This window comes from Pseudomonas sp. HY13-MNA-CIBAN-0226 (assembly GCF_040310305.1).
GTDB classification, from domain to species: domain Bacteria; phylum Pseudomonadota; class Gammaproteobacteria; order Pseudomonadales; family Pseudomonadaceae; genus Aquipseudomonas; species Aquipseudomonas gregormendelii.
This window is the reverse complement of the sequence record NZ_JBEOPS010000009.1, coordinates 139,169-161,182: the sequence shown is the minus strand read 5'-3', so window position 1 is coordinate 161,182 and position 22,014 is coordinate 139,169. Positions and strand designations below refer to the sequence as shown.

General features: G+C 61.9%; 25 protein-coding genes. 14 read left to right on the top strand and 11 right to left on the bottom strand.

The annotated features are described in order from the left end of the window. Nucleotides 1-8 precede the first annotated feature (8 nt). The 3 genes from AAEZ05_RS12185 to AAEZ05_RS12175 form a co-directional block, all read right to left on the bottom strand. Nucleotides 9-1,274, bottom strand: coding sequence for an ABC transporter permease (locus AAEZ05_RS12185; RefSeq protein WP_045057488.1), 1,266 nt, complete (start codon nt 1,272-1,274; stop codon nt 9-11). 1 nt (nt 1,275) lies between these two features. Continuing rightward, nucleotides 1,276-1,986 carry an ABC transporter ATP-binding protein gene (locus tag AAEZ05_RS12180; protein ID WP_350647594.1) on the bottom strand — a complete coding sequence of 237 codons (711 nt, stop codon included), beginning with the start codon at nt 1,984-1,986 and terminating at the stop codon, nt 1,276-1,278. 139 nt (nt 1,987-2,125) lie between these two features. Beyond that, nucleotides 2,126-2,728: a DUF2796 domain-containing protein gene (locus AAEZ05_RS12175; RefSeq protein ID WP_350647592.1), complete on the bottom strand. Its 603-nt coding sequence runs from the start codon at nt 2,726-2,728 to the stop codon at nt 2,126-2,128. Between the two features lie 128 nt (nt 2,729-2,856). Between AAEZ05_RS12175 and AAEZ05_RS12170 the strand changes: the two genes are divergently transcribed. Next, nucleotides 2,857-3,201 carry a hypothetical protein gene (locus tag AAEZ05_RS12170; RefSeq protein ID WP_350599311.1) on the top strand — a complete coding sequence of 115 codons (345 nt, stop codon included), beginning with the start codon at nt 2,857-2,859 and terminating at the stop codon, nt 3,199-3,201. A 96-nt stretch (nt 3,202-3,297) separates the two neighbouring features. Here AAEZ05_RS12170 and trxA read toward each other — a convergent pair whose 3' ends face one another. From trxA to AAEZ05_RS12155, 3 genes are all read right to left on the bottom strand, one after another. Continuing rightward, nucleotides 3,298-4,170: a thioredoxin gene (trxA, locus tag AAEZ05_RS12165; RefSeq protein ID WP_045057492.1), complete on the bottom strand. Its 873-nt coding sequence runs from the start codon at nt 4,168-4,170 to the stop codon at nt 3,298-3,300. A 169-nt stretch (nt 4,171-4,339) separates the two neighbouring features. Then, nucleotides 4,340-4,999 (bottom strand): class I SAM-dependent methyltransferase, encoded by a 660-nt coding sequence (locus tag AAEZ05_RS12160; protein WP_350647590.1) that lies wholly within the window; start codon nt 4,997-4,999, stop codon nt 4,340-4,342. Next, on the bottom strand, nt 4,996-5,460 hold the full coding sequence (locus AAEZ05_RS12155; protein ID WP_045057533.1) for a YbaY family lipoprotein: 465 nt from the start codon (nt 5,458-5,460) through the stop codon (nt 4,996-4,998). Before AAEZ05_RS12155 ends, AAEZ05_RS12160 begins: the two co-directional genes overlap by 4 nt. A gap of 128 nt (nt 5,461-5,588) precedes the next feature. On the opposite strand from AAEZ05_RS12155, the gene nrdR reads away from it, so the two are divergent. The 12 genes from nrdR to AAEZ05_RS12095 all read left to right on the top strand — a co-directional run bounded on the left by nrdR (nt 5,589) and on the right by AAEZ05_RS12095 (nt 14,379). Further along, complete coding sequence (gene nrdR, locus AAEZ05_RS12150) at nt 5,589-6,053, top strand: transcriptional regulator NrdR (protein WP_003228656.1); 465 nt, start codon at nt 5,589-5,591, stop codon at nt 6,051-6,053. After that, entirely contained in the window at nt 6,050-7,183 is a 1,134-nt protein-coding gene (gene ribD, locus AAEZ05_RS12145) for a bifunctional diaminohydroxyphosphoribosylaminopyrimidine deaminase/5-amino-6-(5-phosphoribosylamino)uracil reductase RibD (RefSeq protein ID WP_350647588.1), read from the top strand. Before nrdR ends, ribD begins: the two co-directional genes overlap by 4 nt. Before the next feature lie 46 nt (nt 7,184-7,229). After that, on the top strand, nt 7,230-7,895 hold the full coding sequence (locus AAEZ05_RS12140) for a riboflavin synthase (RefSeq protein WP_045057495.1): 666 nt from the start codon (nt 7,230-7,232) through the stop codon (nt 7,893-7,895). A 30-nt stretch (nt 7,896-7,925) separates the two neighbouring features. Then, complete coding sequence (gene ribBA / locus AAEZ05_RS12135) at nt 7,926-9,017, top strand: bifunctional 3,4-dihydroxy-2-butanone-4-phosphate synthase/GTP cyclohydrolase II (protein WP_045057496.1); 1,092 nt, start codon at nt 7,926-7,928, stop codon at nt 9,015-9,017. Nucleotides 9,018-9,108: 91 nt separating this feature from the next. Continuing rightward, a complete protein-coding gene (gene ribH, locus AAEZ05_RS12130) occupies nt 9,109-9,585 on the top strand; it encodes a 6,7-dimethyl-8-ribityllumazine synthase (protein ID WP_003185938.1) in 477 nt (158 codons plus the stop codon). Beyond that, the gene (nusB, locus tag AAEZ05_RS12125; RefSeq protein WP_045057497.1) at nt 9,582-10,082 is read left to right on the top strand and encodes a transcription antitermination factor NusB; all 501 of its coding nucleotides are present in this window, start codon (nt 9,582-9,584) and stop codon (nt 10,080-10,082) included. Before ribH ends, nusB begins: the two co-directional genes overlap by 4 nt. A gap of 18 nt (nt 10,083-10,100) precedes the next feature. Further along, nucleotides 10,101-11,066, top strand: a complete 966-nt coding sequence (gene thiL / locus AAEZ05_RS12120; RefSeq protein ID WP_350599322.1) for a thiamine-phosphate kinase — start codon at nt 10,101-10,103, stop codon at nt 11,064-11,066. Next, nucleotides 11,063-11,566, top strand: a complete 504-nt coding sequence (locus tag AAEZ05_RS12115) for a phosphatidylglycerophosphatase A family protein (RefSeq protein WP_045057499.1) — start codon at nt 11,063-11,065, stop codon at nt 11,564-11,566. Before thiL ends, AAEZ05_RS12115 begins: the two co-directional genes overlap by 4 nt. Before the next feature lie 23 nt (nt 11,567-11,589). Beyond that, the gene (locus AAEZ05_RS12110; RefSeq protein ID WP_350647586.1) at nt 11,590-12,315 is read left to right on the top strand and encodes a substrate-binding periplasmic protein; all 726 of its coding nucleotides are present in this window, start codon (nt 11,590-11,592) and stop codon (nt 12,313-12,315) included. Between the two features lie 227 nt (nt 12,316-12,542). Further along, a complete protein-coding gene (ribA, locus tag AAEZ05_RS12105) occupies nt 12,543-13,160 on the top strand; it encodes a GTP cyclohydrolase II (protein WP_045057501.1) in 618 nt (205 codons plus the stop codon). Beyond that, nucleotides 13,157-13,576, top strand: a complete 420-nt coding sequence (locus AAEZ05_RS12100) for an MFS transporter (RefSeq protein WP_122838872.1) — start codon at nt 13,157-13,159, stop codon at nt 13,574-13,576. The genes ribA and AAEZ05_RS12100 overlap by 4 nt, the downstream gene beginning before the upstream one ends. Beyond that, the gene (locus tag AAEZ05_RS12095) at nt 13,576-14,379 is read left to right on the top strand and encodes a cobalamin-binding protein (RefSeq protein WP_350647583.1); all 804 of its coding nucleotides are present in this window, start codon (nt 13,576-13,578) and stop codon (nt 14,377-14,379) included. Before AAEZ05_RS12100 ends, AAEZ05_RS12095 begins: the two co-directional genes overlap by 1 nt. A gap of 125 nt (nt 14,380-14,504) precedes the next feature. On the opposite strand, the gene AAEZ05_RS12090 is transcribed toward AAEZ05_RS12095, so the two are convergent. The 5 genes from AAEZ05_RS12090 to AAEZ05_RS12070 form a co-directional block, all read right to left on the bottom strand. After that, entirely contained in the window at nt 14,505-16,388 is a 1,884-nt protein-coding gene (locus AAEZ05_RS12090) for a TonB-dependent receptor domain-containing protein (protein ID WP_350647581.1), read from the bottom strand. A gap of 161 nt (nt 16,389-16,549) precedes the next feature. Continuing rightward, complete coding sequence (gene dxs / locus AAEZ05_RS12085; protein WP_350647579.1) at nt 16,550-18,448, bottom strand: 1-deoxy-D-xylulose-5-phosphate synthase; 1,899 nt, start codon at nt 18,446-18,448, stop codon at nt 16,550-16,552. Nucleotides 18,449-18,540: 92 nt separating this feature from the next. Continuing rightward, on the bottom strand, nt 18,541-19,428 hold the full coding sequence (ispA, locus tag AAEZ05_RS12080; protein WP_205892783.1) for a (2E,6E)-farnesyl diphosphate synthase: 888 nt from the start codon (nt 19,426-19,428) through the stop codon (nt 18,541-18,543). Beyond that, nucleotides 19,425-19,667, bottom strand: a complete 243-nt coding sequence (locus AAEZ05_RS12075; protein WP_003228627.1) for an exodeoxyribonuclease VII small subunit — start codon at nt 19,665-19,667, stop codon at nt 19,425-19,427. The genes ispA and AAEZ05_RS12075 overlap by 4 nt, the downstream gene beginning before the upstream one ends. A gap of 131 nt (nt 19,668-19,798) precedes the next feature. After that, the gene (locus AAEZ05_RS12070) at nt 19,799-20,944 is read right to left on the bottom strand and encodes a Fic family protein (RefSeq protein ID WP_350647577.1); all 1,146 of its coding nucleotides are present in this window, start codon (nt 20,942-20,944) and stop codon (nt 19,799-19,801) included. Between the two features lie 276 nt (nt 20,945-21,220). On the opposite strand from AAEZ05_RS12070, the gene AAEZ05_RS12065 reads away from it, so the two are divergent. Beyond that, nucleotides 21,221-22,012: a YfaP family protein gene (locus AAEZ05_RS12065; RefSeq protein ID WP_045057509.1), complete on the top strand. Its 792-nt coding sequence runs from the start codon at nt 21,221-21,223 to the stop codon at nt 22,010-22,012. The last annotated feature ends 2 nt before the right edge of the window (nt 22,013-22,014 follow it).

The following is a 22,014-nucleotide window of genomic DNA, read 5'->3' as shown; positions in this document are numbered from 1 at the left end:
CGACTTCCTCATAAACGGATCGACAGGCCATCGGCAAGGGATTGGCGATACGCACGCCAGGCCGGCACGCTCCCCATCAGTAACGCAGCGCACAGGATGCCACCGAGCAGCGTCCATTCATATTCACTTGGCCACGCCAACGGTAAATACAACCCGTAGTTGGCCTGCACGTAACCCTGGGCGCCTGCGATACACACATACAACAGGGCCACGCCGGCAATCACCCCGGACAACGCCAGGGCAAACGCCTCCAGCACCAGCAGCGAGGCGATATGCCACGGGCGAGCGCCGACCGAACGCAGAATCGCCATCTCCCGCCGGCGTTCGTTGAGGCTGGTGAGAATCGCCGTGAGCATGCCGATCAACCCGGTCAGTACCACGAACAGCGACACCACGAACAAGGCTTTTTCCGCTGTGCTCATCAGGCTCCACAATTCCTGCAGGGCGACGCCGGGCAGGATGGCAAGCATCGGCTCACCGCGAAATTCATTGATCTCACGCTGCAGGGCGAAGGTGGAAATCTTGCTGTTCAGGCCCAGCATGAAGGCGGTGATCGCCTGCGGCGTCAGGTCCATGTTGCGCGCCTGATCGGCACTGATGCGCCCATTACCCCGGGCCGGTACGCCGTTGTGCCAGTCGACGTGAATCGCTTCCATGCCACCCAGGCTGATGTGCAGCGTGCGGTCCACGGGCGTACCCGTGCGTTTAAGGACGCCGACCACAGTGAATGGTTTGTCGTCGTGCTTGACCAGGCTGATCACCGCGACGCCGTGGGCCAGGACCAGTTTGTCGCCGAGTTTGTAGTGCAGCGCATCGGCCACCTCGGCGCCGAGTACCACTTCGAACGGATCGGTGGCGAATGCGCGACCGTCGGCCAGTTCCAGGTGCTGCTGGCGGCCGTATTGATAGTGCTCGAAATACGCCTCGGTGGTGCCCATCACCCGGTAACCGCGATGGGAGTCGCCGAGGGACATCGGGATGGCCCACTTCACTTTCGGGTTGTTGGCGAAGTGCTCGAAGCTGTCCCAGCGGATGTTGTTGGTGGCATTGCCGATGCGAAACACCGAATACAGCAGCAGATTCACCGAACCGGAGCGTGCGCCGACGATGAGGTCGGTGCCACTGATGGTGCTGGCGAAACTGGCCTTGGCTTCGGTACGAACCCGTTCCACGGCCAGCAGCAGGCAGACCGACAAGGCGATGGCGAATGCAGTCAGGATCGCAGTAAAGCGACGATTAGCCAGGCTGGCCATGGCTAGACGAAACAGATACATCTCAAACCTCTTCGGACGTGGCGGCGCGGTTGAGTTCGGCCAGGGACAGATGGCGGTCGAACAGCGGCGCCAGGCTCTGGTCGTGGCTGACGAACAACAGGCTCGATCCGGCTTCGCGGCATTCGGCAAACAGCAGGCGGATGAAGTTTTCCCGGGCGTCGTAGTCCAGCGCCGAAGTCGGCTCGTCGGCGATCACCAGTTCAGGCTGGCCGATCAGCGCACGGGCGGCGGCTACTCGCTGTTGCTGACCGATGGAAAGGGAGTCGGCGCGTCGGCTCAACAGGTTCTGATCTTTCAGGCCCAAGTGGGCAAGCAGGGTGACGGCAGCCTGGTCGACGCTGCCGTGACGCTGGATTGCCCGTTCGGCGCGCAACCTGGAGAAATGGCACGGCAACTCGACGTTATCGCGCACCGAGAGGAATGGCAGCAGGTTGAACTGCTGGAAAATGTAGCCGGTGTGATCGACGCGAAACGTGTCGCGCGCACCGGCGGACAGCTCGGTCAGCTCCTGGCCGAGCAGGCGGATGCTGCCGCGATCGGGCTTCTGCACGCCACCGAGCAGCCCCAGCAGAGTGGTCTTGCCGCTGCCACTGGGCCCCTTGAGAAACAAGCTCTCGCCGGCTTCCAGGCGAAACGCCGGGATGTCGAGCAAGGGCGGATGACCGGGCCAGCTGAAGCCCAGGTTGGACAGTTCGATGAGAGGTTGAGTCATAACACCGGTTTCATGAAAGCGGATGACCCGGTAGGAGCTGCCGAGTGCAACGAGGCTGCGATCTTTTGATTTTTCAAAGCAAGATCAAAAGATCGCAGCCTCGTTGCACTCGTCAGCTCCTACGGGATTCAGGGTGGATTCAGAATGTCAGGGCAGCGGCCTTGGCCGTCACTTCAACGCCCTGCTGGCCGCTCGGGCCGATCAGTTGTACCTGAATTTTCTGGGTGGCCGGGAAGGTATTGAAGATATTCGCCAGATCCAGGGACTTCAGCGCTGCCGGTGTCGAACAGGTGAAGTGGTAATGGGCGTGAATTTCGCTGTGATCGTGGTGATGCTCGCCCTTGGACGTCGCTTCGTGATCATCCTCGGCGTCCGGTTTGTCACCGAACAGCGGGCTTTCCAGCGCTTGACTGGTTGCCACGCAGCCGGCAGCGGCTGGCAGGCTGAACAGGGCCAGGGGCTTTTCCAGCGCGGCCCGGGCAGCGGCGACCCTGGCTTTGTCGGCGTCGGTGGTGGCCTGGTGTTCGAAACCCACCAGGTTCATTGCCGGGCTTTGCAGTTCCAACTCCAGCGTCTGACCGTCCAGGGCCGCGTTCAAGCGGCCGACGCCATGCTCATGGGCCTCCAGGCTGGCATGCTCTTCGTTATGTTCATGGTCGTGATCATGTTCATGGGCTTGAGCGGCGTAAGCATCGGCCAGCGGCAACAGGGCGAATGGCAAAGCAAGCAACAGTCGACGCATGGGACTCTCCGGGCGGAAGGTAACGAAATGTTATGTGATCTTATAACGTGTACGGAGTTTGACTGCCTGCTTGGCGTTGCACAAGTCCCGTGGGAGCATGCGCAGAAGAAAAATGCGGGAGCAGACTCATGTTGCGTATACGCGGAAGCATCGGCGCCTGGCCGGTGGATTTGACATTGGAGATGGACGACGCGGATTGGGCGCGGCTTGGCGCGCAGTTGCAGGTCGCTCCGGTAGACGCCAGCGCTACGCCTGCGGCGAAACCGGTCCCCCAGGACGATGCGCTGTGGCAGGTCGCCAAGGATCTGTTGCGCCAGGCCGGGCAGTTGAGCGGGCCGGATTTGCTGGAGCAGCTGGAAGGGCTGACTGGCAGCGCGGCAGCGGGCAAGCGCTTGCTGGTGCGCTTGCGCCATTGTGCGGACGTGAAGGTGGTCAGCGGCGCAGATACGCCGCTTTACAGCTGGGTCGATTGAAGATCGCCGCCTCGCTTCGCTCGACAGCTCCTGCAAGGAGTCACGTGCACCCCGTAGGAGCTGTCGAGTGAAACGAGGCTGCGATCTGTTGCTCTTTTAATAAAGAGCAGCAAACAACTTGCGACGGTACGTGGTCACCAGCGGGTGATCGTTGCCCAGCAGCTCGAAGACTTGCAACAAGGTCTTGTGCGGCAGGCCTTCGTTGTAGCTGCGATTGCGGATGAACAGCTTGAGCAATCCGTCCAGCGCCGCATCGTATTGCTGACGGGCCAATTGCTGGACGGCCAGTTGATAGACGGCCTCATCGTCCAGAGGGTTCTTCGCCAGGCGCGCCTTCAGGTCTGCGGCATCCGGCAGGTCCTTGGCCTGGCCGAGGAACTGGATCTGCGCCTTGGCACCGGCCAGGGCGGCTTTGTGTTCGTCGCTCTTGACCGAGTCGAGTACCGATTGCGCATCAGCCAGCTCGCCACGTTCAGTCAGGCAGCGGGCGTAGAGAATCAGCGCCTTGGCGTTGGTATTGTCCTCACCCAGCAGCTCCTTGAGCACGGCTTCGGCATCGGCGAAGCGGCTGTCGTCGAACAACGCCTGAGCCTGTTCGAGCGGATCGGCGGCGGCCGGCGGTGGCATCTGCACATGCGGCTCGAGCATGGTGCGTACGGCTGACTCCGGCTGCGCGCCGGCAAAGCCGTCCACCGGCTGGCCGTCCTTGAACAGCACCACGGTCGGCAGGCTGCGAATGCCAAAGCGGGCGACGATGTCCTGCTCCAGATCGCAGTTGACCTTGGCCAGCAACAGCTCGCCCTGATAGCTCTCGGCGATGGTCTGCAGCATCGGCATCAGCACTTTGCACGGCGCGCACCATTCGGCCCAGAAATCCACCAGGACGGGTTTGTGGAATGAGTTCTCGATCACCGACTGGTCGAAATCGGCGGTGGTGGCGTCGAAGATGTACGGCGTTTCCTGACTCATGGGGGATCTCGTAAAAGCGTGAATGGGGCCACTATAAGGCTTGGCGGGGGGTGGCCGGAAGCGGGGTGTGACCGGGAGAGTTGTATCGCCTGATCTGACGCTTCGCCAGCAGGCTGGCTCCCACCATGGAATGCGGTCAACTGTGGGAGCCAGCCTGCTGGCGATGGCGTCAGACAGGGCGCCGCGCGTGGTAGAGACTCACATGCCGAAACTCTTCCGGTTCGGCCAGATCCGGCAAGGTCATCGCTTCCAGCATCTCGATGCGCCGATACAACGGATGGCGAAAATCCCTCACCCGCGAATCCGCCACCAGCGCCTCGCGCCCACGACTCAGGAATTCATCGAGTAATGGCAGGTTCGCCCGGTCGTACAGGACGTCGGCCACCAGGATCAGGTCGAACCGATCTGCTTCGGCGAAGAAATCTGTCGAGTAGGCAAGTTGCACATCATTGAGCTCGGCATTCGCCCGGCACGCTGCGATCGCCAGCGGGTCGAGATCGCAGGCCACCACTTCCAGGGCCCCGGCCTTGACCGCAGCAATGCCCGCCACCCCGGAACCGGCACCGAAGTCCAGCACCCGTTTGCCGGCGACCCACTGCGGGTGTTCGGCGAGGTAGCGCGCCACCGCCAGGCCACTGGCCCAGCAGAAACTCCAGTACGGCGGCTTATGCAGGATCCGCCGGGTTTCCTCCGGGCTGAAGGCGCGGTCCATGTTGTCGCCGTCGATCAGCCAGAGCTTTAGCTGTGTTCCGGGCAACGCCACAGGCACCAGCTGCGCATCACCCAGCAATTGCCCCAGCGACTGCTGCAGGTCGAGCGGTGCAATCATGGTGCTTTGATAAATTGCAGCTGACCCATGGCCTGGGTCGTCGGTTGAGTAATAACCTGCGACGGCAGATGCAGAATCAGCTGCCCCGACTGGCTGGCGCGGCCACGCAGTTCAACCCGCTGGCCCGCCGGAAAGGATTCCGGATTGAACCGCAGGTGGAACGGCAGGACCTGATTGGTACCAATCAGGCTGGAACTGGCGAGCAACTGCTGCGGACGGTCCTTGTCGTCGATTACCAGCAACGCCAGTTCGACTTCGGCGCCGGCCGGTACGCCTTGCAGCGTGCCGCTCAGTTCGCGCTGGTAAGCGGGCAGTGGACCAAGCTGGGCCGACTCCCGGGCTTTTTTCTGCGCCTGTTGCGGTGCGGGGCCCGGGGTCGGCGGTTGCGGCTTGGGCGCATCAGTGCCGCAGGCCACCAGCAGGCTGAGAAGGCTGAGTAAAACGAGCGGTTTTAGTGGCATTTGCGGCTCCAGCAGGGTGAAATCCATGGATCGTTCGATATAGCCAGTCTGTATACCGCAAACCCTATGGCTTGTCTTGCCACGGGGATGCGCTACCATGGCCCTCCCTTTTTTTGTTGCCTGCCACCATGCACTGTCCCTTCTGCGGTGCCAACGACACCAAGGTCATCGACTCGCGTCTGGTCGCCGAGGGCGAACAGGTGCGCCGCCGGCGTGAATGCCTGGCCTGCGGCGAACGTTTCACGACGTTCGAGACGGCTGAACTGGTGTTGCCGCGCCTGATCAAAACCGACGGCAGTCGTCAGCCGTTCGACGAAGAAAAACTCCGCGCCGGCATGCAGCGTGCCCTCGAAAAGCGTCCGGTGAGTGTCGAACGCCTCGAATCGTCGCTGGTGCACATCAAACACAAATTGCGAGCCACCGGCGAACGTGAGGTCAAGTCTCTCGTGGTCGGTGAACTGGTGATGGCCGAGCTGCAAAAGCTCGACGAAGTCGCCTACATTCGTTTCGCCTCCGTGTATCGACGCTTCCAGGACCTCAATGAGTTCCGTGAAGAGATCGATCGCCTGGCCCGTGAGCCGGTGAAAGAATGAGCACATCCGCAGAGCAAGCCGTCCTCGACGCCCACTACATGGCCCGCGCCCTGGAACTGGCGCGCAAAGGTCACTACACCACCCACCCCAACCCGCGGGTCGGCTGTGTGATCGTGCGCGACGGGCAAATTGTCGGCGAAGGCTGGCACGAGCGCACCGGCGAGCCTCACGCCGAAGTCCACGCCTTGCGCGCCGCTGGCGACAAGGCCCGGGGCGCCACCGCCTACGTCACGCTCGAACCGTGCAGCCACCACGGCCGTACGCCGCCCTGCGCCGATGCGCTGGTGCATGCGGGCCTGGCCAGGGTCGTTGCGGCCATGCAGGACCCGAACCCGGCGGTTGCCGGTCGCGGCATGCAGCGTCTGTCTCAAGCCGGTATTGCCACTGAAAGCGGCGTGCTCGAAGGCGAGGCGCGCAAGCTCAACGAAGGCTTTCTCAAACGCATGGAACACGGCTTGCCGTTCGTGCGGGTCAAGCTGGCGATGAGCCTCGACGGTCGCACGGCGATGGAAAGCGGCGAAAGCCAATGGATTACCGGCCCGGCAGCGCGTTCGGCGGTACAACGCCTGCGTGCCCAGGCCAGCGTGGTGCTGACTGGCGCCGACACGGTGCTGGCCGATAATGCCCGCTTGACCGTGCGCGCCGATGAGCTGGGCCTGGATGCCGAGCAAACCGCGCTGGCCATGAGCCGGCCGCCGTTGCGCGTGTTGATCGACGGCCGTCTGCGAGTGCCGCTGGACGCGCCGTTCTTCAAGGCCGGCCCGGCGCTGGTCGCTACGTGCATGGCGATCGAAGAGCAATATGCCAATGGCCCGGAGTGCTTGATCGTTGCGGGCGAGGATGGCTTGGTCGACCTGCGCAAGCTGCTGGTCGAACTGGCTGCCCGTGGGGTCAACGAAGTGCTGGTGGAAGCGGGGCCGCGTCTGGCCGGAGCTTTCGCGCAACAGAGGCTGGTGGACGAGTTCCAGATTTTCATCGCTGGCAAGTTCCTTGGTTCCTCGGCACGCCCCCTGCTGGATTGGCCACTGGCGCAGATGAAAGACGCGCCAGCACTCAAAATCACCGAAATTCGTGCGGTTGGCGATGACTGGCGGGTCACTGCCATTCCTGTGCCAGCAGCGAGCGTATAATTCCCGGCCATCGCTACAACGCTGGCCCGTTCTCGAGGAGGACTCCATGTTTACCGGCATCATCGAATCCATCGGCAGTATTCGTGCATTGACCCCAAAAGGCGGAGATGTGCGGGTTCACGTAGAAACCGGCAAGCTCGATTTGAGCGACGTCAAGCTGGGTGACAGCATCGCGGTCAATGGCGTGTGCCTGACCGCAGTTGAGCTGCCAGGCAATGGTTTTGCCGCCGACGTCAGTCGCGAGACCCTCGACTGCACCGCCATGAACGACCTCAAAAGCGGCAGCCCGGTCAATCTGGAAAAAGCCCTGACCCCCACCACCCGCCTTGGCGGTCATCTGGTCAGCGGTCACGTCGACGGCGTCGGCGAAGTGGTTGCACGCACCGAAAACGCCCGTGCCGTGGAGTTTCGCATCCGCGCCCCGAAGGAGCTGGCCAAGTACATCGCCCACAAAGGCTCGATCACCGTCGACGGCACCAGCCTGACCGTGAACGCGGTCGATGGCGCCGAGTTCATGCTGACGATCATTCCCCACACCCTGAGCGAAACCATCATGGCGTCGTATCAGCCAGGTCGCCGGGTGAACCTGGAGGTGGACTTGCTGGCCCGTTACCTGGAGCGCTTGCTGCTGGGCGACAAGGCCGCAGAGCCAGCCGCCGGCAGCACCATTACTGAAAGCTTCCTGGCCCAAAACGGCTACCTCAAATCCTGAGCTCTAATTTCGAAAGAAGGGGGGTGCCTTGTGGCGCTCAATAGCATCGAAGAACTGGTTGAAGACATCCGCCAAGGCAAGATGGTCATCCTCATGGATGACGAAGACCGCGAGAACGAAGGCGACCTGATCATGGCCGCCGAGTGCTGCCAGCCAGAACACATCAACTTCATGGCCAAGCACGCCCGCGGCCTCATCTGCATGCCGATGAGCCGCGAACGCTGCGAACTGTTGAAGCTGCCCTTGATGGCCCCGCGCAACGGTTCCGGTTTTGGCACCAAGTTTACCGTGTCCATCGAAGCGGCCACTGGCGTCACCACCGGCATCTCTGCCGCAGACCGTGCCCGCACCGTGCAGGCGGCTGCAGCGAAAGACGCCAGGGCTGAAGACATTGTCAGCCCCGGCCACATCTTCCCGCTGATGGCCCAGGCCGGCGGCACCCTGGCCCGTGCTGGCCACACCGAGGCCGCGTGTGATCTGGCGCGCATGGCCGGTTTCGAGCCGAGCGGCGTGATCTGCGAAGTCATGAACGATGACGGCACCATGTCCCGTCGTGCCGAACTGGAAGCCTTCGCTGCCGAACACAACATCAAGATCGGTACCATCGCCGACCTGATCCACTACCGGATGATCCACGAACGTACCGTTCAGCGGATTGCCGAGCAGCCGCTGGACAGCGAACTGGGCCAATTCAACCTGGTGACCTATCGTGATTCCGTGGAAGGCGACGTGCACATGGCGCTGACCCTGGGCACCGTGTGCGCCGACGAGCCGACGCTGGTTCGCGTGCATAACATGGACCCGCTGCGTGACCTGCTGATGGTCAAGCAACCGGGCCGCTGGAGCCTGCGCGCTGCGATGGCGGCGGTTGCCGAGGCCGGTAGCGGGGTGGTGCTGTTGCTCGGTCACCCGCTCGATGGCGACGTTTTGCTTGCGCATATCCGTGAAACGGCGGACCAGACGCCTGTGAAAAAACCGACCACCTACAGCATCGTCGGTGCCGGTTCGCAGATCCTTCGGGACCTTGGCGTGCGCAAAATGCGCCTGATGAGTGCGCCAATGAAATTTAATGCGATATCCGGTTTCGATCTGGAAGTTGTAGAATACGTGCCCTCCGAATAAAGACCGGTTGTTTCCAGTCCTTGATTCGCGGTTAACACATCACTGAGGGACGCGTAGAAAACGCGTCCCGGCTCTTTAAGAGATCTAACGAATGACCCTGAAGACCATCGAAGGTACCTTCATCGCCCCTAAAGGCCGCTACGCCCTGGTAGTCGGCCGTTTCAACAGCTTCGTCGTTGAAAGCCTGGTCAGCGGTGCAGTTGATGCCCTGGTTCGCCATGGCGTGAGCGAAAGCGACATCACCATCATCCGCGCCCCTGGCGCCTTCGAAATTCCGCTGGTTGCACAGAAAGTCGCCCAGAAGGGCGAGTACGCTGCAATCATCGCACTGGGCGCAGTCATTCGTGGCGGTACCCCGCATTTCGAATACGTCGCTGGCGAATGCACCAAGGGCCTGGCCCAGGTGTCCATGGAGTTCGGCGTACCGGTCGCTTTCGGCGTCCTGACCGTTGATTCCATCGAACAAGCCATCGAGCGTTCCGGCACCAAGGCCGGTAACAAAGGTGCTGAAGCTGCCCTGTCCGCCCTGGAAATGGTCAGCCTGCTGGCGCAGTTGGAGGCCAAGTGATTAGCGACGAAAGCGATCGTTTCAACCCGCGCGATCCAAAGCCTGCGGATGCCGGCAAGCCATCGAAAAGCGTCAAGCGTCGCGAAGCCCGTCAGCTCGCGACCCAGGCGCTGTACCAATGGCACATGGCCAGGCAGTCGCTGAACGAGATCGAAGCGCAGTTCCGGGTCGATAACGATTTCAGTGATGTCGACGGTGCCTACTTCCGTGAAATCCTGCACGGCGTTCCGGCACAAAGAGACCGCATCGATGCCGCACTGGCGCCTTGCCTGGACATCACCATCGAAGAGCTGGACCCGGTTGAACTGGCCGTGCTGCGCCTGTCCACCTGGGAGCTGCTCGAGCGCGTCGACGTGCCGTACCGCGTTGTGATCAACGAAGGTATCGAGCTGGCGAAGGTCTTCGGTTCCACCGACGGCCACAAGTTCGTCAACGGCGTACTCGACAAGCTGGCCCCGCGTCTGCGTGAAGCTGAAGTGAAGGCGTTCAAGCGCTAACCGGCGTTTGGTATCGCTATGGGCGAGTTTGAGCTGATCCGCAATTTCTTCGCCGCCGCGCCTTGTGCGCAAGGCGGCGAAGGCGTTGCTCTGGGAATCGGCGACGATTGTGCCTTGCTGGCTGTTTCCCCCGGGGAGCAGCTGGCCATTTCCACCGACACCCTGGTTGCAGGTGTGCATTTCGCAGATCCTTGCGACCCTTTTCTGCTCGGCCAGCGTTCGCTGGCGGTGGCTGTCAGCGATCTGGCCGCCATGGGCGCCACGCCGGTTGCCTTTACCCTTGCCCTGACCTTGCCGACGGTGACTGCCGATTGGCTGCAAAGCTATGCCCGTGGTTTGAACCTCATGGCCCAGGGCTGCGGCGTGGCGCTGGTGGGCGGGGATACCACCCGCGGCCCGCTGAGCCTGACCATGACCGTGTTTGGCCGAGTGCCCAGCGGTGAGGCCCTGGTGCGAAGCGGCGCGCAGCCAGGTGACCTGGTGTGTGTTGGCGGTGAGCTGGGCAACGCTGCCGGGGCCTTGCCGCTGGTGCTCGGCCAGCGAACGGCCGAACCGTCGATTGCCGATCCGTTGCTGGCACATTACTGGTCGCCCCAGCCTCAGCTGGCCCTGGGTCGAGCGCTAAGGGGCAAGGCGACCTCGGCGCTGGATATCTCCGACGGCCTGCTGGCGGACTGCGGTCACCTGGCGCTCGCCTCGAAGGTAGGCGTTCAGGTCGAGCAGAGTAAGCTGCCGGTCTCTGCGCCCCTGGTGGCCTTCCTCGGCCAGGCGGGCGCGCAAGAGGCGGCCTTGAGCGGTGGCGACGATTACGTGCTGGCCTTTACCCTACCGTCCGTCGAGTTACCCGGCCTGTTGGCCGACGGCTGGCCGATCCATGTGGTCGGACGTGTAGTCAGTGGTCAGGGCGTGACCCTGCTGGATGCCGACGGAAGAGACATCACCCCGCAAACCCGGGGCTACCAACATTTTCGGGAGACAACGTGACAGATCATCCCAAGCAGGTTCCGGCGGAATTCGTACCGCCGTCGGTCTGGCGCAATCCATGGCATTTCCTGGCCTTCGGCTTTGGCTCGGGCACCTTGCCAAAGGCGCCGGGCACCTGGGGGTCATTAGTTGCGCTACCTTTCATCCCCTTATGGCAGATGCTGCCCGATTGGGGTTACTGGCTGATGCTGGGCATCACCATGCTGTTCGGCTTCTGGCTGTGCGGCAAGGTGGCCGACGATTTACGCGTGCACGACCACGAAGGTATCGTCTGGGACGAGATGGTCGGAATGTGGATCACGCTGTGGCTGGTGCCGGAGGGCTGGTACTGGTTACTGGCGGGTTTCCTGGTGTTCCGCTTCTTCGACATTCTCAAGCCGTGGCCGATTCGCTGGATCGACCGGCACGTGCATGGCGGCGTCGGGATCATGCTTGATGACGTATTGGCCGGTGTGTTTGCCTGGCTGGCGATGCAGGGGTTGGTGTGGTTATTGGCTTGAGGGACTGACCAGGGGGACAGGGAATGGCTCGGCGTGGTTTGGCGTTAATGATTTTGGCGATGCTGTGCTCGTGGGTGCAAGCGGGTGACCTGGCGCCACCCTCGGTGATTCATCTGGCCAGCGAAGAGTGGGAAGACTATACCGCTGCCGATGGCCATGGCCTGGCCTGGGACGTCTTGCGCGAAGTGTTCGAGCCGGCGGGCGTCAAGCTGGATATCCGTACCGAACCCTATACCCGCTCCATCGGCCTGGCCCAGCGCGGTGAAGTGGATGCCTGTGTCGGCGGCTATCGTGACGAAGTCAGCGACCTGCTTTATCCAAGGTGGAGCTACGACACCGATCACATCTATGCCTTGGGGCTGGCCAGTAATCCCGCGCCTACCCTCGATACCCTGGGCAACTACCGGCTGGCCTGGGTGCGTGGCTACCAGTTTCAACTTTACCTGCCCAATATCAGCCGCTACAACGAAGTGGTCCGGCGCACTGGCATCCTGTCGATGCTGCTGCACAACCGTGCCGACTACTACATCGATGCCCTCACCGAGGTGGATTACGTGGTCAGCCGGGCCAAGGATCCTGCGCAGTTTCGCCGTACCCATGTCGCCGAGTTGCCGTTGTACCTGTGCTTTGCCGACAACCCCAGGGCGCGCGGGCTGATGGCGTTGTTTGATCAGCGCATGGAAGTGCTGGTGAAGAACGGCCAGTTGAAACCGATCTTCGAACGCTGGAAGCAACCCTACCCCTTCTAACGTCCAGCCTTGTAGGAGCTGCCGCAGGCTGCGATCTTTCGATCTGGTTTTTGAAAGCAAAATCAAAAGATCGCAGCCTGCGGCAGCTCCTACGGGGCTGATCGCACGACCGTTGATCAAACATTTTGATTGTTATGCCCCATAATTCAGCCTAAGCGTCCGCTGGAACCTGCTGTTACAATGCCGCGTCTGCGAATCTCCAGTACCTATAGATCAGGAGCACACCGGTGCCTGTCGTTTTTGTCGCCGCTTCCAAACTGCCAACGCCTTTTGCGCAATTCACCATGCACGGCTTCCTCGACGAAGAGAACGGGCGCGAGCACGTAGTCCTGAGCCTGGGTGAGTTCGATGACGGTGCTCCGGTACTCGGTCGCTTGCACTCCGAATGCCTGACCGGCGATGCCTTGTTCAGTCAGCGCTGCGACTGTGGTTCGCAGCTTGAGGCAGCCTTGCAGGCCATCGCCCGTGAAGGCCGTGGCGTATTGCTGTACCTGCGCCAGGAAGGTCGCGGCATCGGCCTGTTGAACAAGATCCGGGCCTATGAACTGCAGGACGGAGGCGCCGACACCGTCGAAGCCAACGAGCGCCTGGGCTTCGCCGCTGACCAGCGTGACTACGCCATGTGCCTGCCGATGCTGGAACATCTGGGAGTGAAATCCCTGCGCCTGATGACCAACAACCCACGCAAGGTCAAAGCCTTGACCGACATGGGCATCGTGGTCGCCGAGCGCGTGCCGCTGCACACCGGGCATAACCCGCACAACAAACTGTACCTGGCCACCAAGGCCAGCAAGCTCGACCACATGATGGGCAACGAGCATCAGGGCGAGGCGGATCGGGCGTGACCCGAGGTCAGGTGCGGCGGCGACTGTCCGTCAACTGGTGGCAATACCTGGCGCTGGCGCTGGTGCCATTGTTCGTGATCAACGGCGTGTTCGGCCAAATGGAGCCCATCCTGCCGGTGTTGGCGATGCCTTTGTTCATTGCCGGCGTCGCCTCGATGTTTGTCAGCCTGAAATTCTTCGGTGCCTACAAGCACGCGCTGATCGCCACGCAAAAAGCCCTCGATACCCCTGAAGAGCCCGCCGCCTGGATCGCCCTGGCCGCCAAGCGCCGCACGGCGTTCCTGGTCGCCGGTTTGCCTGCCTGGATCGGCGCCCTGGCGGTGTTTGTCGGCCTGGAAGCGGTGCCGCTGTTTCTGCTGGCGCTGTCGACCGCCGTGTTGTTCTACCTCTACCGCATCCCGCGTCAGCTTGGCTGATGTGGCGTAATTGGCTGGCGGTACTGCTGCTGCTGGCCGTGAGCGGCAACGCTGCGGCGGTCGAGCGGGTTGTCAGCCTGGCGCCATCCCTGACTGAAATCGTCGTTGAGTTGAATTCCGCAGATCTCCTCGTGGGCGTACTGGATGCCGGCGAGCGCCCCGCTGCACTGAATCATCTGGCTTCGGTCGGCCGCTACGGCCAGCTGGACATGGAGCGCCTGCTCAGTCTCAAGCCGGATTTGCTGTTGTTATGGCCCGGCAGCGTCGGCCCGGCCCAGCGCGAACAGCTCAAGCGCCTGAATATCCCCACTTATGTTGCCGAACCGCATGACCTGCAACAACTTGCGGCACAGATCGAAGCGATAGCCCGCCAGCTCGGGCGACCGGAGCGGGGTCTGGCGCTGGCTGCAAGTCTGCGAGCTCGCCTGGCTGAGTTGCGCCAGCGATACCGAAGGGATGAACCGTTGCGGGTGTTTTATCAGGTCTGGGATCGACCGATGTATACCGTGGGTGGCGGGCAGATCATCAGTGATGCGCTTGAGGTGTGTGGGGCGCGCAATGTGTTTGCCGACCTGCAGCTGCCGGCGCCGCAGGTGAGCGTGGAGGCGGTGCTGCAGCGCAATCCCGAGGTCATTCTTGCCGGGGATCAGGCACAGCTTGAGGCATGGAGGGCCTGGCCCCAGGTCGCGGCCGTGGCGCACGGGCGGTTGTTGCGCGTGGTGGATAAGGGGCTGGAGCGGCCTAGCGGGCAGATGGTCGAGGCGACGGCCGCATTGTGTCGGCTAATTGCGCCGGAGCGCTAAACCGAGTCGCCTGCATCGCGGGCAAGCCACGCTCCCACAGGTTTTGTGCCTTACCTGAAACCTGTGGGAGCGGCGGTTCGACGGTTCGACTTGCCCGCGATGAGGCCAGCCCAGGCAACGTTGGGTCAGAGCTCCGGCGTCCAGCTCACCCCGAACATCCACGCCCGGCCTTCCTCGCGATACCCGTATTGACCCCCGTCATAGCTGTACAGCACCCGGCTGTAACCCTTGTCCAGCAGGTTGTCCACCTTCAGTTCAAGCCTGAACTCGCGATTCAACTCCCAGCTGCTGCGCAACCCCAGCAGCGCATAACCACCTAAGGGCTGCTGGTTAGTCTCGTCGTCGTAACTGCTGCTCACGGCCTGCCAGCTGGCGCCGACGCCCAGCCGGTCAAACTGTCGATCCAGGTCCAGGCTCAGGGTGCGTCGAGCGCGGCGGGCCAGGGTATGGCCGGTGTCGCGATCCTGCGGATCAATGATCGCTAGGCCCAGGTTGCCTTGCCAGCCGAACAGTTCCTGCTTCAACGCAGCCTCGAACCCGTTGATTCGCGCCGATGCGACGTTCTGCGGGCGTGAATTGCTGCCGAAAATGATCGCGTCCTCCAGGTCGGTGCGATACAGCGACGCCTCCAGGCGACTGGTGTCGCTTAACTGGCTGCGCCACTGCAGTTCGTAGCTCTTCGAGGTTTCCGGCTTGAGATCCGGGTTGCTGAAATCCGGGTAATACAGGTCGTTGAAGGTCGGTGCGCGGAAACCTTCGCTGTAGCTCAGCAACAGGTCATTGTCCGGATTCAGCGGCAGGGTAAAGGTGCCACTCCAGCTGTTCTGGCCGCCAAACTGCTGGTTCTGGTCCCGGCGCAAGCCCAGCTCCGTGGAAAAACTCTGCGCCTGGTAGCGGTGCTGAATGAACGCAGCACGATTCCAGCGACTGTCTTCATCGAACGGCGTGCTGCTGTTGATCCGGTCTTCATACCAGTCGCCGCCAAGGATCAGGCTGTTGCGGTCATTGAGCGTCAGGTCGTTCTGCCAGTTCACCGAGTCGCGGTAGGTGTTGAAGACGCTGCGCTCGTCGCTGAGCTTGTCGAGCGTCTTCTCGCGGTTCTCGCTGTGCCCCAGTTCGACCCGGGTTTTCCAGCGGTCGTTGACCCTGGCATCGACGTAGCTGCTGAAGCTGCTGACGGCAAAGTCGCTGTAGGGTTGCTGTTGAAATGATTCAAACGTATCCAGGTCGAAGCGGCCAAACGGGTTGTCAAACGCGCTTTTGCCGCGGTTATCCAACAGGTTGGCGCCGACTTCGATGTCATCGGTCAGCGCATGGCTGAGGCTCATGCTCACCGACTTGTTACGGTACTCATCATGGTCGCCATCGCTGGGGTACGACTCGTGTGTGCGATCGATGCCGGCGGTCTCATCGAGACTGGCCCCGAGGTCGAAACGGGTTTTCTCGTCACCGCCAGACAAGCCAAGGCTGCGTTCCCAGGTCTGATTGCTGCCAACGCCGGCGTGCAGGCGCGCCTTCAGGCCCGGCTCGCCGCCGCGGCGGGTGAAAATCTGGATCACCCCGCCAATGGCATCGCTGCCGTAAATCACCGACCGGGAGCCACGCAACACTTCCACTCGCTCAACCTGCTCGATGTTGATGTGCTGCAGGTTGCTGTCGCCGGAAGTCGAGTTGCCGATGCGCTGGCCATCCACCAGCACCAGGCTCTGCGCCGACCGGGTGCCGCGAATGTAGATCCCCGGCAGGCTGCCGCGCCCGCCGGTTTGTCCGACCTGTACCCCCGGCACGCGCCGCAGCAGGTCGGTGACACTGGCCGGTTGCAGGCGGTCGATATCTTCGCGGGTGAACACAGTGTTGGCGGCGCTGCTGTCGTTGCGCGCTTCGACCTGGCGGTTGGCGCTGATCAGCACGTCGGGAAGCTTCAGGGCCTGGTCGCGTTCAAAGGTGTCGGCCAGGAGCGGACCGGCTGGCAGGAGGGTCAGCGCCAGGGCGAGCGAGGAGAGTTTCATGGAGGATCCGAGGTGATGCGGCACAACGCCCTGTAGGAGCTGCCGAAGGCTGCGATCTTTTGATTTTGATCTTTGGGCGGTAGTGGCGCTGCCGAAGATCAGGATCAAAAGATCGTCCGAACGCGGCCCGAGCCTTCGGCAGCTCCTACGGGGGAGCGGGTTTACAGGTTGAGCAGCGCCAGGCGCTGGCGAATCGACGCCTCGATCCCGGCCTCATCCAGTCCACACTCAGCCAGCATCTGCGCCGGTTTGGCGTGCTCGACGTAGGTATCCGGCAAGCCAAGGTGCAACATCGACTTAAGGATGTTCTCCCGAGCCAGAAATTCGCTGACCGCGCCGCCAGCGCCGCCCATGATCGCGTTTTCCTCGACGGTCACCAGCAAGTCGTGACGGCCGGCAATTTCACGGACCAGGGCTTCATCCAGTGGCTTGACGAAACGCATGTCGACCACGGTTGCATCCAGCGTCTCGGCGACCTTTAACGCTTCGGCCAGTTGCACGCCAAACACCAGCAGGGCGACCTTGCTGCCCTGGCGGCGAACGATGCCCTTGCCGATGTCGATCGGCTCCAGGGTTTTTTCTATCGCAGCATTCGGGCCAGTGCCGCGTGGGTAGCGCACTGCAGCCGGACCGTTGTACAGGTGGCCGGTGGTGAGCATCTTGCGCAGTTCGTTTTCGTCGCTCGGTGTCATCACCAGCATGCCGGGGATGCAGCGCAGAAACGACAGGTCGAAGCTGCCCGCGTGGGTCGGACCGTCTTCGCCCACCAGGCCGGCACGGTCGATAGCAAACAGTACGTCGAGGTTCTGCACCGCCACATCATGCACGAGCTGGTCGTAGCCACGTTGCAGGAAGGTCGAGTAGATCGCCACCACTGGTTTTGAACCTTCGCAAGCCATGCCTGCCGCCAAGGTCACGGCGTGCTGTTCGGCAATCGCCACGTCGAAATAGCGCTCCGGGAACCGTTCGCTGAACGCCACCAGGTCCGAGCCTTCCTTCATGGCCGGAGTGATGCCGACCAGTCGCGGGTCTTCGGCGGCCATGTCGCACAGCCACTCGCCGAATACGCCCGAATACTTGGGGCCGCCGGCTTTCTTCGGTGCCGCCGCCGGTGCGTCGACCGGCTCCAGCTTGGTGATTGCGTGATAGCCGATCGGGTCGACTTCTGCCGGAGCGAAGCCTTTGCCTTTCTTGGTGACCACGTGCAGGAACTGCGGGCCCTTGAGGTCGCGCATGTTGCGCAGGGTCGCGATCAGGGTCGGCAGGTCGTGGCCGTCGATCGGTCCGATGTAGTTCCAGCCCAATTCCTCGAACAACGTACCGGGGACCAGCATGCCCTTGGCATATTCCTCAGTACGACGAGCGATTTCCCAGGCACCGGGCAGGCGCGACAGGACCTTCTTGCTGCCTTCACGCATGCTCGCGTAAGTGCGGCTCGACAGGATCTTCGCCAGGTAATTCGACAGGCCGCCGACGTTGCGCGAAATCGACATGTCGTTGTCGTTAAGAATCACCAGCATGTCGGCGTTCACTTCCGGCGCGTGGTTCAGCGCTTCGAAGGCCATGCCGGCGGTCAGTGCGCCGTCGCCGATCACCGCGATCGCCTTGCGATCACTGTTCTGCAGGCGGGCGGCGATGGCCATGCCCAGCGCAGCACTGATCGAGGTGCTGGAGTGGCCGACACCAAAGGTGTCGTACTCGCTTTCGGAGCGACGCGGGAACGCAGCAACGCCGTCCTTCTGGCGCAAGGTGGCCATGCGCTCGCGGCGGCCGGTGAGGATCTTGTGCGGATAAGCCTGATGACCCACGTCCCACACCAGCCGGTCATCCGGGGTGTCGAATACGTAATGCAACGCGATGGTCAGCTCGATGACGCCCAGGCCGGCACCGAAATGCCCACCGGTCTGTCCGACCGTATAGAGCAATTCCAGGCGCAACTCATCGGCCAGGGTTTCCAGCTCGGCTTCGCCTAACCGGCGCAGGCCGTCCGGCGTGTTGGCACGGTCGAGCAGGGGCGTGGTCGGGCGCTTGCGGGGAATCTCATGAAACGTCGTGGGCATCAGGCGAATCGTTATAGGTATAGAAGATGCGGCAGTTTACCTGATGCATCGCCCCCTGCCCACGCGTTGGTTTTAACTTGGCGGATACGCCTTCAGCTGCGGCGCTCGACAATATAGCGGGCCAGGTCGCGCAACGGCTCCGCTGCCGCGTCAAACGGTCGCAGGGCGTGCAGGGCCTGATCGCGCAGTTCCAGGGCGTAAGCCTTGGCCGCGTCGAGGCCGAGCAGGGCGGGATAGGTCGGTTTGTCGCGCGCAATATCGGCGCCCTGGCGTTTGCCCAGGGTAGCGGTATCACTTTCGACGTCAAGAATGTCGTCCTGCACCTGAAACGCCAGGCCGATGGCCTGTGCATAAGTCTGCAGGAAATTCAGTTTGTCCTTTTCGGCACGACCGCTGGCCAGGGCGCCAAGCTTGACGCTGGCTTCGATCAACGCGCCGGTCTTGTGCCGGTGCATGTATTCGAGCGCCTTCTGATCGAGCTTCAGGCCGACCGAGCCGAGGTCGATAGCCTGGCCGCCCACCATGCCGGCCGGGCCTGCGGCCAACGCCAGGGCGCTGACCATCTGCAGGCGGATGTCAGCATCGGCGCTGCTCAGCTGCGGATCGAGCAGGGCGCTGAACGCCAGGCTCTGCAAGCCGTCACCGGCCAGAATGGCGCACGCTTCATCGAACTTCTTGTGCGTAGTCGGCTGGCCGCGACGCAGATCGTCGTCGTCCATGGCCGGCAAATCGTCGTGCACCAGGGAGTAGGCGTGGATCAGCTCAACCGCACAGGCCGCACCATTGGCCTGCTCGACCTTGCCACCCAGTGCTTCGCAGGCGGCATAGGCCAGCAATGGGCGAACGCGTTTGCCGCCGTTCATCACGCTGTAACGCATGGCTTCGTACAAACGCCCGAGTTCGGGGCTTGGGGCGATGAACAAGGTCTCCAGTGCCGCATTGACACGCGCCTGGCTGTTGGCCGAATACGCGCCAATCATTCCGGCTGTTCCGCGTCGAAGGGTTCCTCGGCGAGTTCGCCATCGCGCTCAAGCAGCACCTGAACCTTTTGCTCGGCCTGAGCCAGCGCCGCCTGGCAATCGCGAGTCAGCCCGATGCCCTGCTCGAAAGCCGTCAGCGAATCTTCCAGCGACAACTCGCCGTTCTCCAGTCGCTCGACCAGTGTTTGCAGGTCAGCGAGGGATTGTTCGAAATCCAGTGCAGCTTTTTTGCGGGCCATGGCGGCTATTTCCGGTTGACGTTAAACCGGCGCGACACTAGCAGACATGGGGGTTATGGGCAAATGAACGGGGGTTTTATGCCCTGTTTCAGGGGCATTGACACACTCCCACAGGAGTGTGTTTCAACAGGTCATTGTGTTGAAGGGTCTGGAAAATTGATTTGATATCGAGTGTTACGCCCGCCGCCGGGCAGTCGCCTCAGATAACCCCTCTCCAGCAGTTCGGATAGGTGACGAGTGGCAGTCGCCTTGGACACCTTCGCCACAGCCTGATACTGCGCCGCGCTAATCCCGCCTTCGAAACCGTGCTCCCCACCATCGAGCAAACGGTTCAATACCTTGGTTTGTTCTACCGTCAGTGCAGACTCCCGGTGCGCCTGCCAGAACCGCGCCTTGCCCAGCACCGATTCGATCCTCACCATGGCCTGCCGCAAGCTGCGCAACAGGGTTTTCAGAAACCACTCCAGCCACTCTGTGATATCAACCGTCGCCTTCTGGCTGTTTTCCAGTACCCGGTAGTACCCCGAACGGTCTTCAAGAATGCTCGCTGACATCGCATAAAACCGAATGGCCTGCGCCTCACCCTGGGCCAGCGCAAGATCGGTGATCGTTCGCGTCAGCCGACCGTTACCGTCGTCGAAGGGATGCAGAGTGACAAACCAGAAGTGCGCAATGCCCGCCCGCAGTAGTGGATCGAGATTCGCTTGGCTACGGCTGGCTTCAAACCACGCCAGGAAAGTCTGCAGATGCTGTTCAAGACCGAGCCTGGGCGGAGCTTCAAAGTGCACGGTGGGCCTGTCGATTCGTCCTGACACCACTTGCATCGGGTCATCGCCGCGTAACGCGCCGACACGGATCGGTCGGGCGGACAGGTTGGAGTCCTGCTCGGGAAATAGCCACTGGTGCCAATCAAAAAGGCGTGCCAATGTCAGCGGCTGGTCAAAATGCCGGGTGGCATCAAGCATCAGTTGCGCCAAGCCTTCACTGCGCTGGCTCACGTTATTGCCGTGGATCAACTCCAGCCCCAAGCGTCGCGCCAGCGACGACCGTACCGACCCGACATTCAGTTGCTCACCCTCAATGGCGGAAGAGGTGACGATGTTTTGCAGCAAAGCATCCAGTTCGCTCTGCGCGCTCAGCGAATGACTCACTGAGCTCGACATGCCCATCAACTGTCCTTGCACCTGGACGCAGTCGCGCAGCAAAGGTGCGAGGCGTTCGGTTTGCCAGTTGAAGTCAGGCCAATCCGGCTGCTGCCAGATCCAGTTCAGGGCCATAATCCGGTCCTTTTGAGATGTGTGAGCCGATTAGAGAGTCTATTCGGCTCATCTGATGAGCCGAATATGGCGTTTATTCGGCTCACCGTCCACCCCTTGGTCGCGATTCCTACTGCAAATCAGCCGGACCTGATTGTTAAAAACAGCCCGACTGTCTAACCTCGCGCCATCCTTGACCCGATATTCGCGGGTCATTCTGACGAAACGCAATTTTTGGATCTTTAACGCACCGAGGATCGGGTGCCAGGTTTCGTTATGCATGGCAGGAGGCGTCACATGCGTTGTTTTCTTTCACTGCTGATGCTGCTGGGCTGGGCCTGCGCTGCCTTGGCCGAGCCGACGGCGCAATTGTCAGAACCGGTCGGTGGCTGGCGCTACAACGGCTTGCTCGATCGCAGTGAATATCCTCAGGTTGCCTATCCGACGCCACCCATCGACCGGGGCGTGCAGCGCAATCGCACCATGATCCAGGGCCAGCTCAAGGCCATCGGCACCCAGCGCGGGCCGCATACCCTGGCCGTCAACGGCAATCCCCTGAATCTGTACACCGACGACCAGGGCCGCTTCGCCCGGCCCTATGCGTTCGGTGCCGGCTCCAATAGTGTCGAAGTGCGCAGTGCCGAAGGCAAATCCCTCAAGCGCGTTCAATTCTATGAAGCCAACAGCCTGCGCACCCCGGCGCAGATTCGCGTGGTGCTGGGCTGGGACGATCCGAAAGCCGAGCTCGACCTGCACATCGTCACACCCGATGGCCAGCATGCGTTCTGGTCGCATCCGGCGTTATCCAACGGGGGCGGCCTGGACCCGGACGGGGTGGACGGTCCCGGCCCGGAAATGTTCACCATGACCGCGCCGATGCATGGCACCTATCTGGTTTACGTCAACTATTGGGGCAACTTCGGTAGCGGCGGCTATAACTTCGATGAGACCAGTAACCAGAACGAGGTCATCACCTCGCAAATCAACCTGGTGCTGAACGAGAACACCGTCAACGAAAAACGCGAAACCTTCATCGTGCCCCTGCGCGCGATTGGTGACCTGCTGCTGGTCAAGACTTTCAACTATTAAGC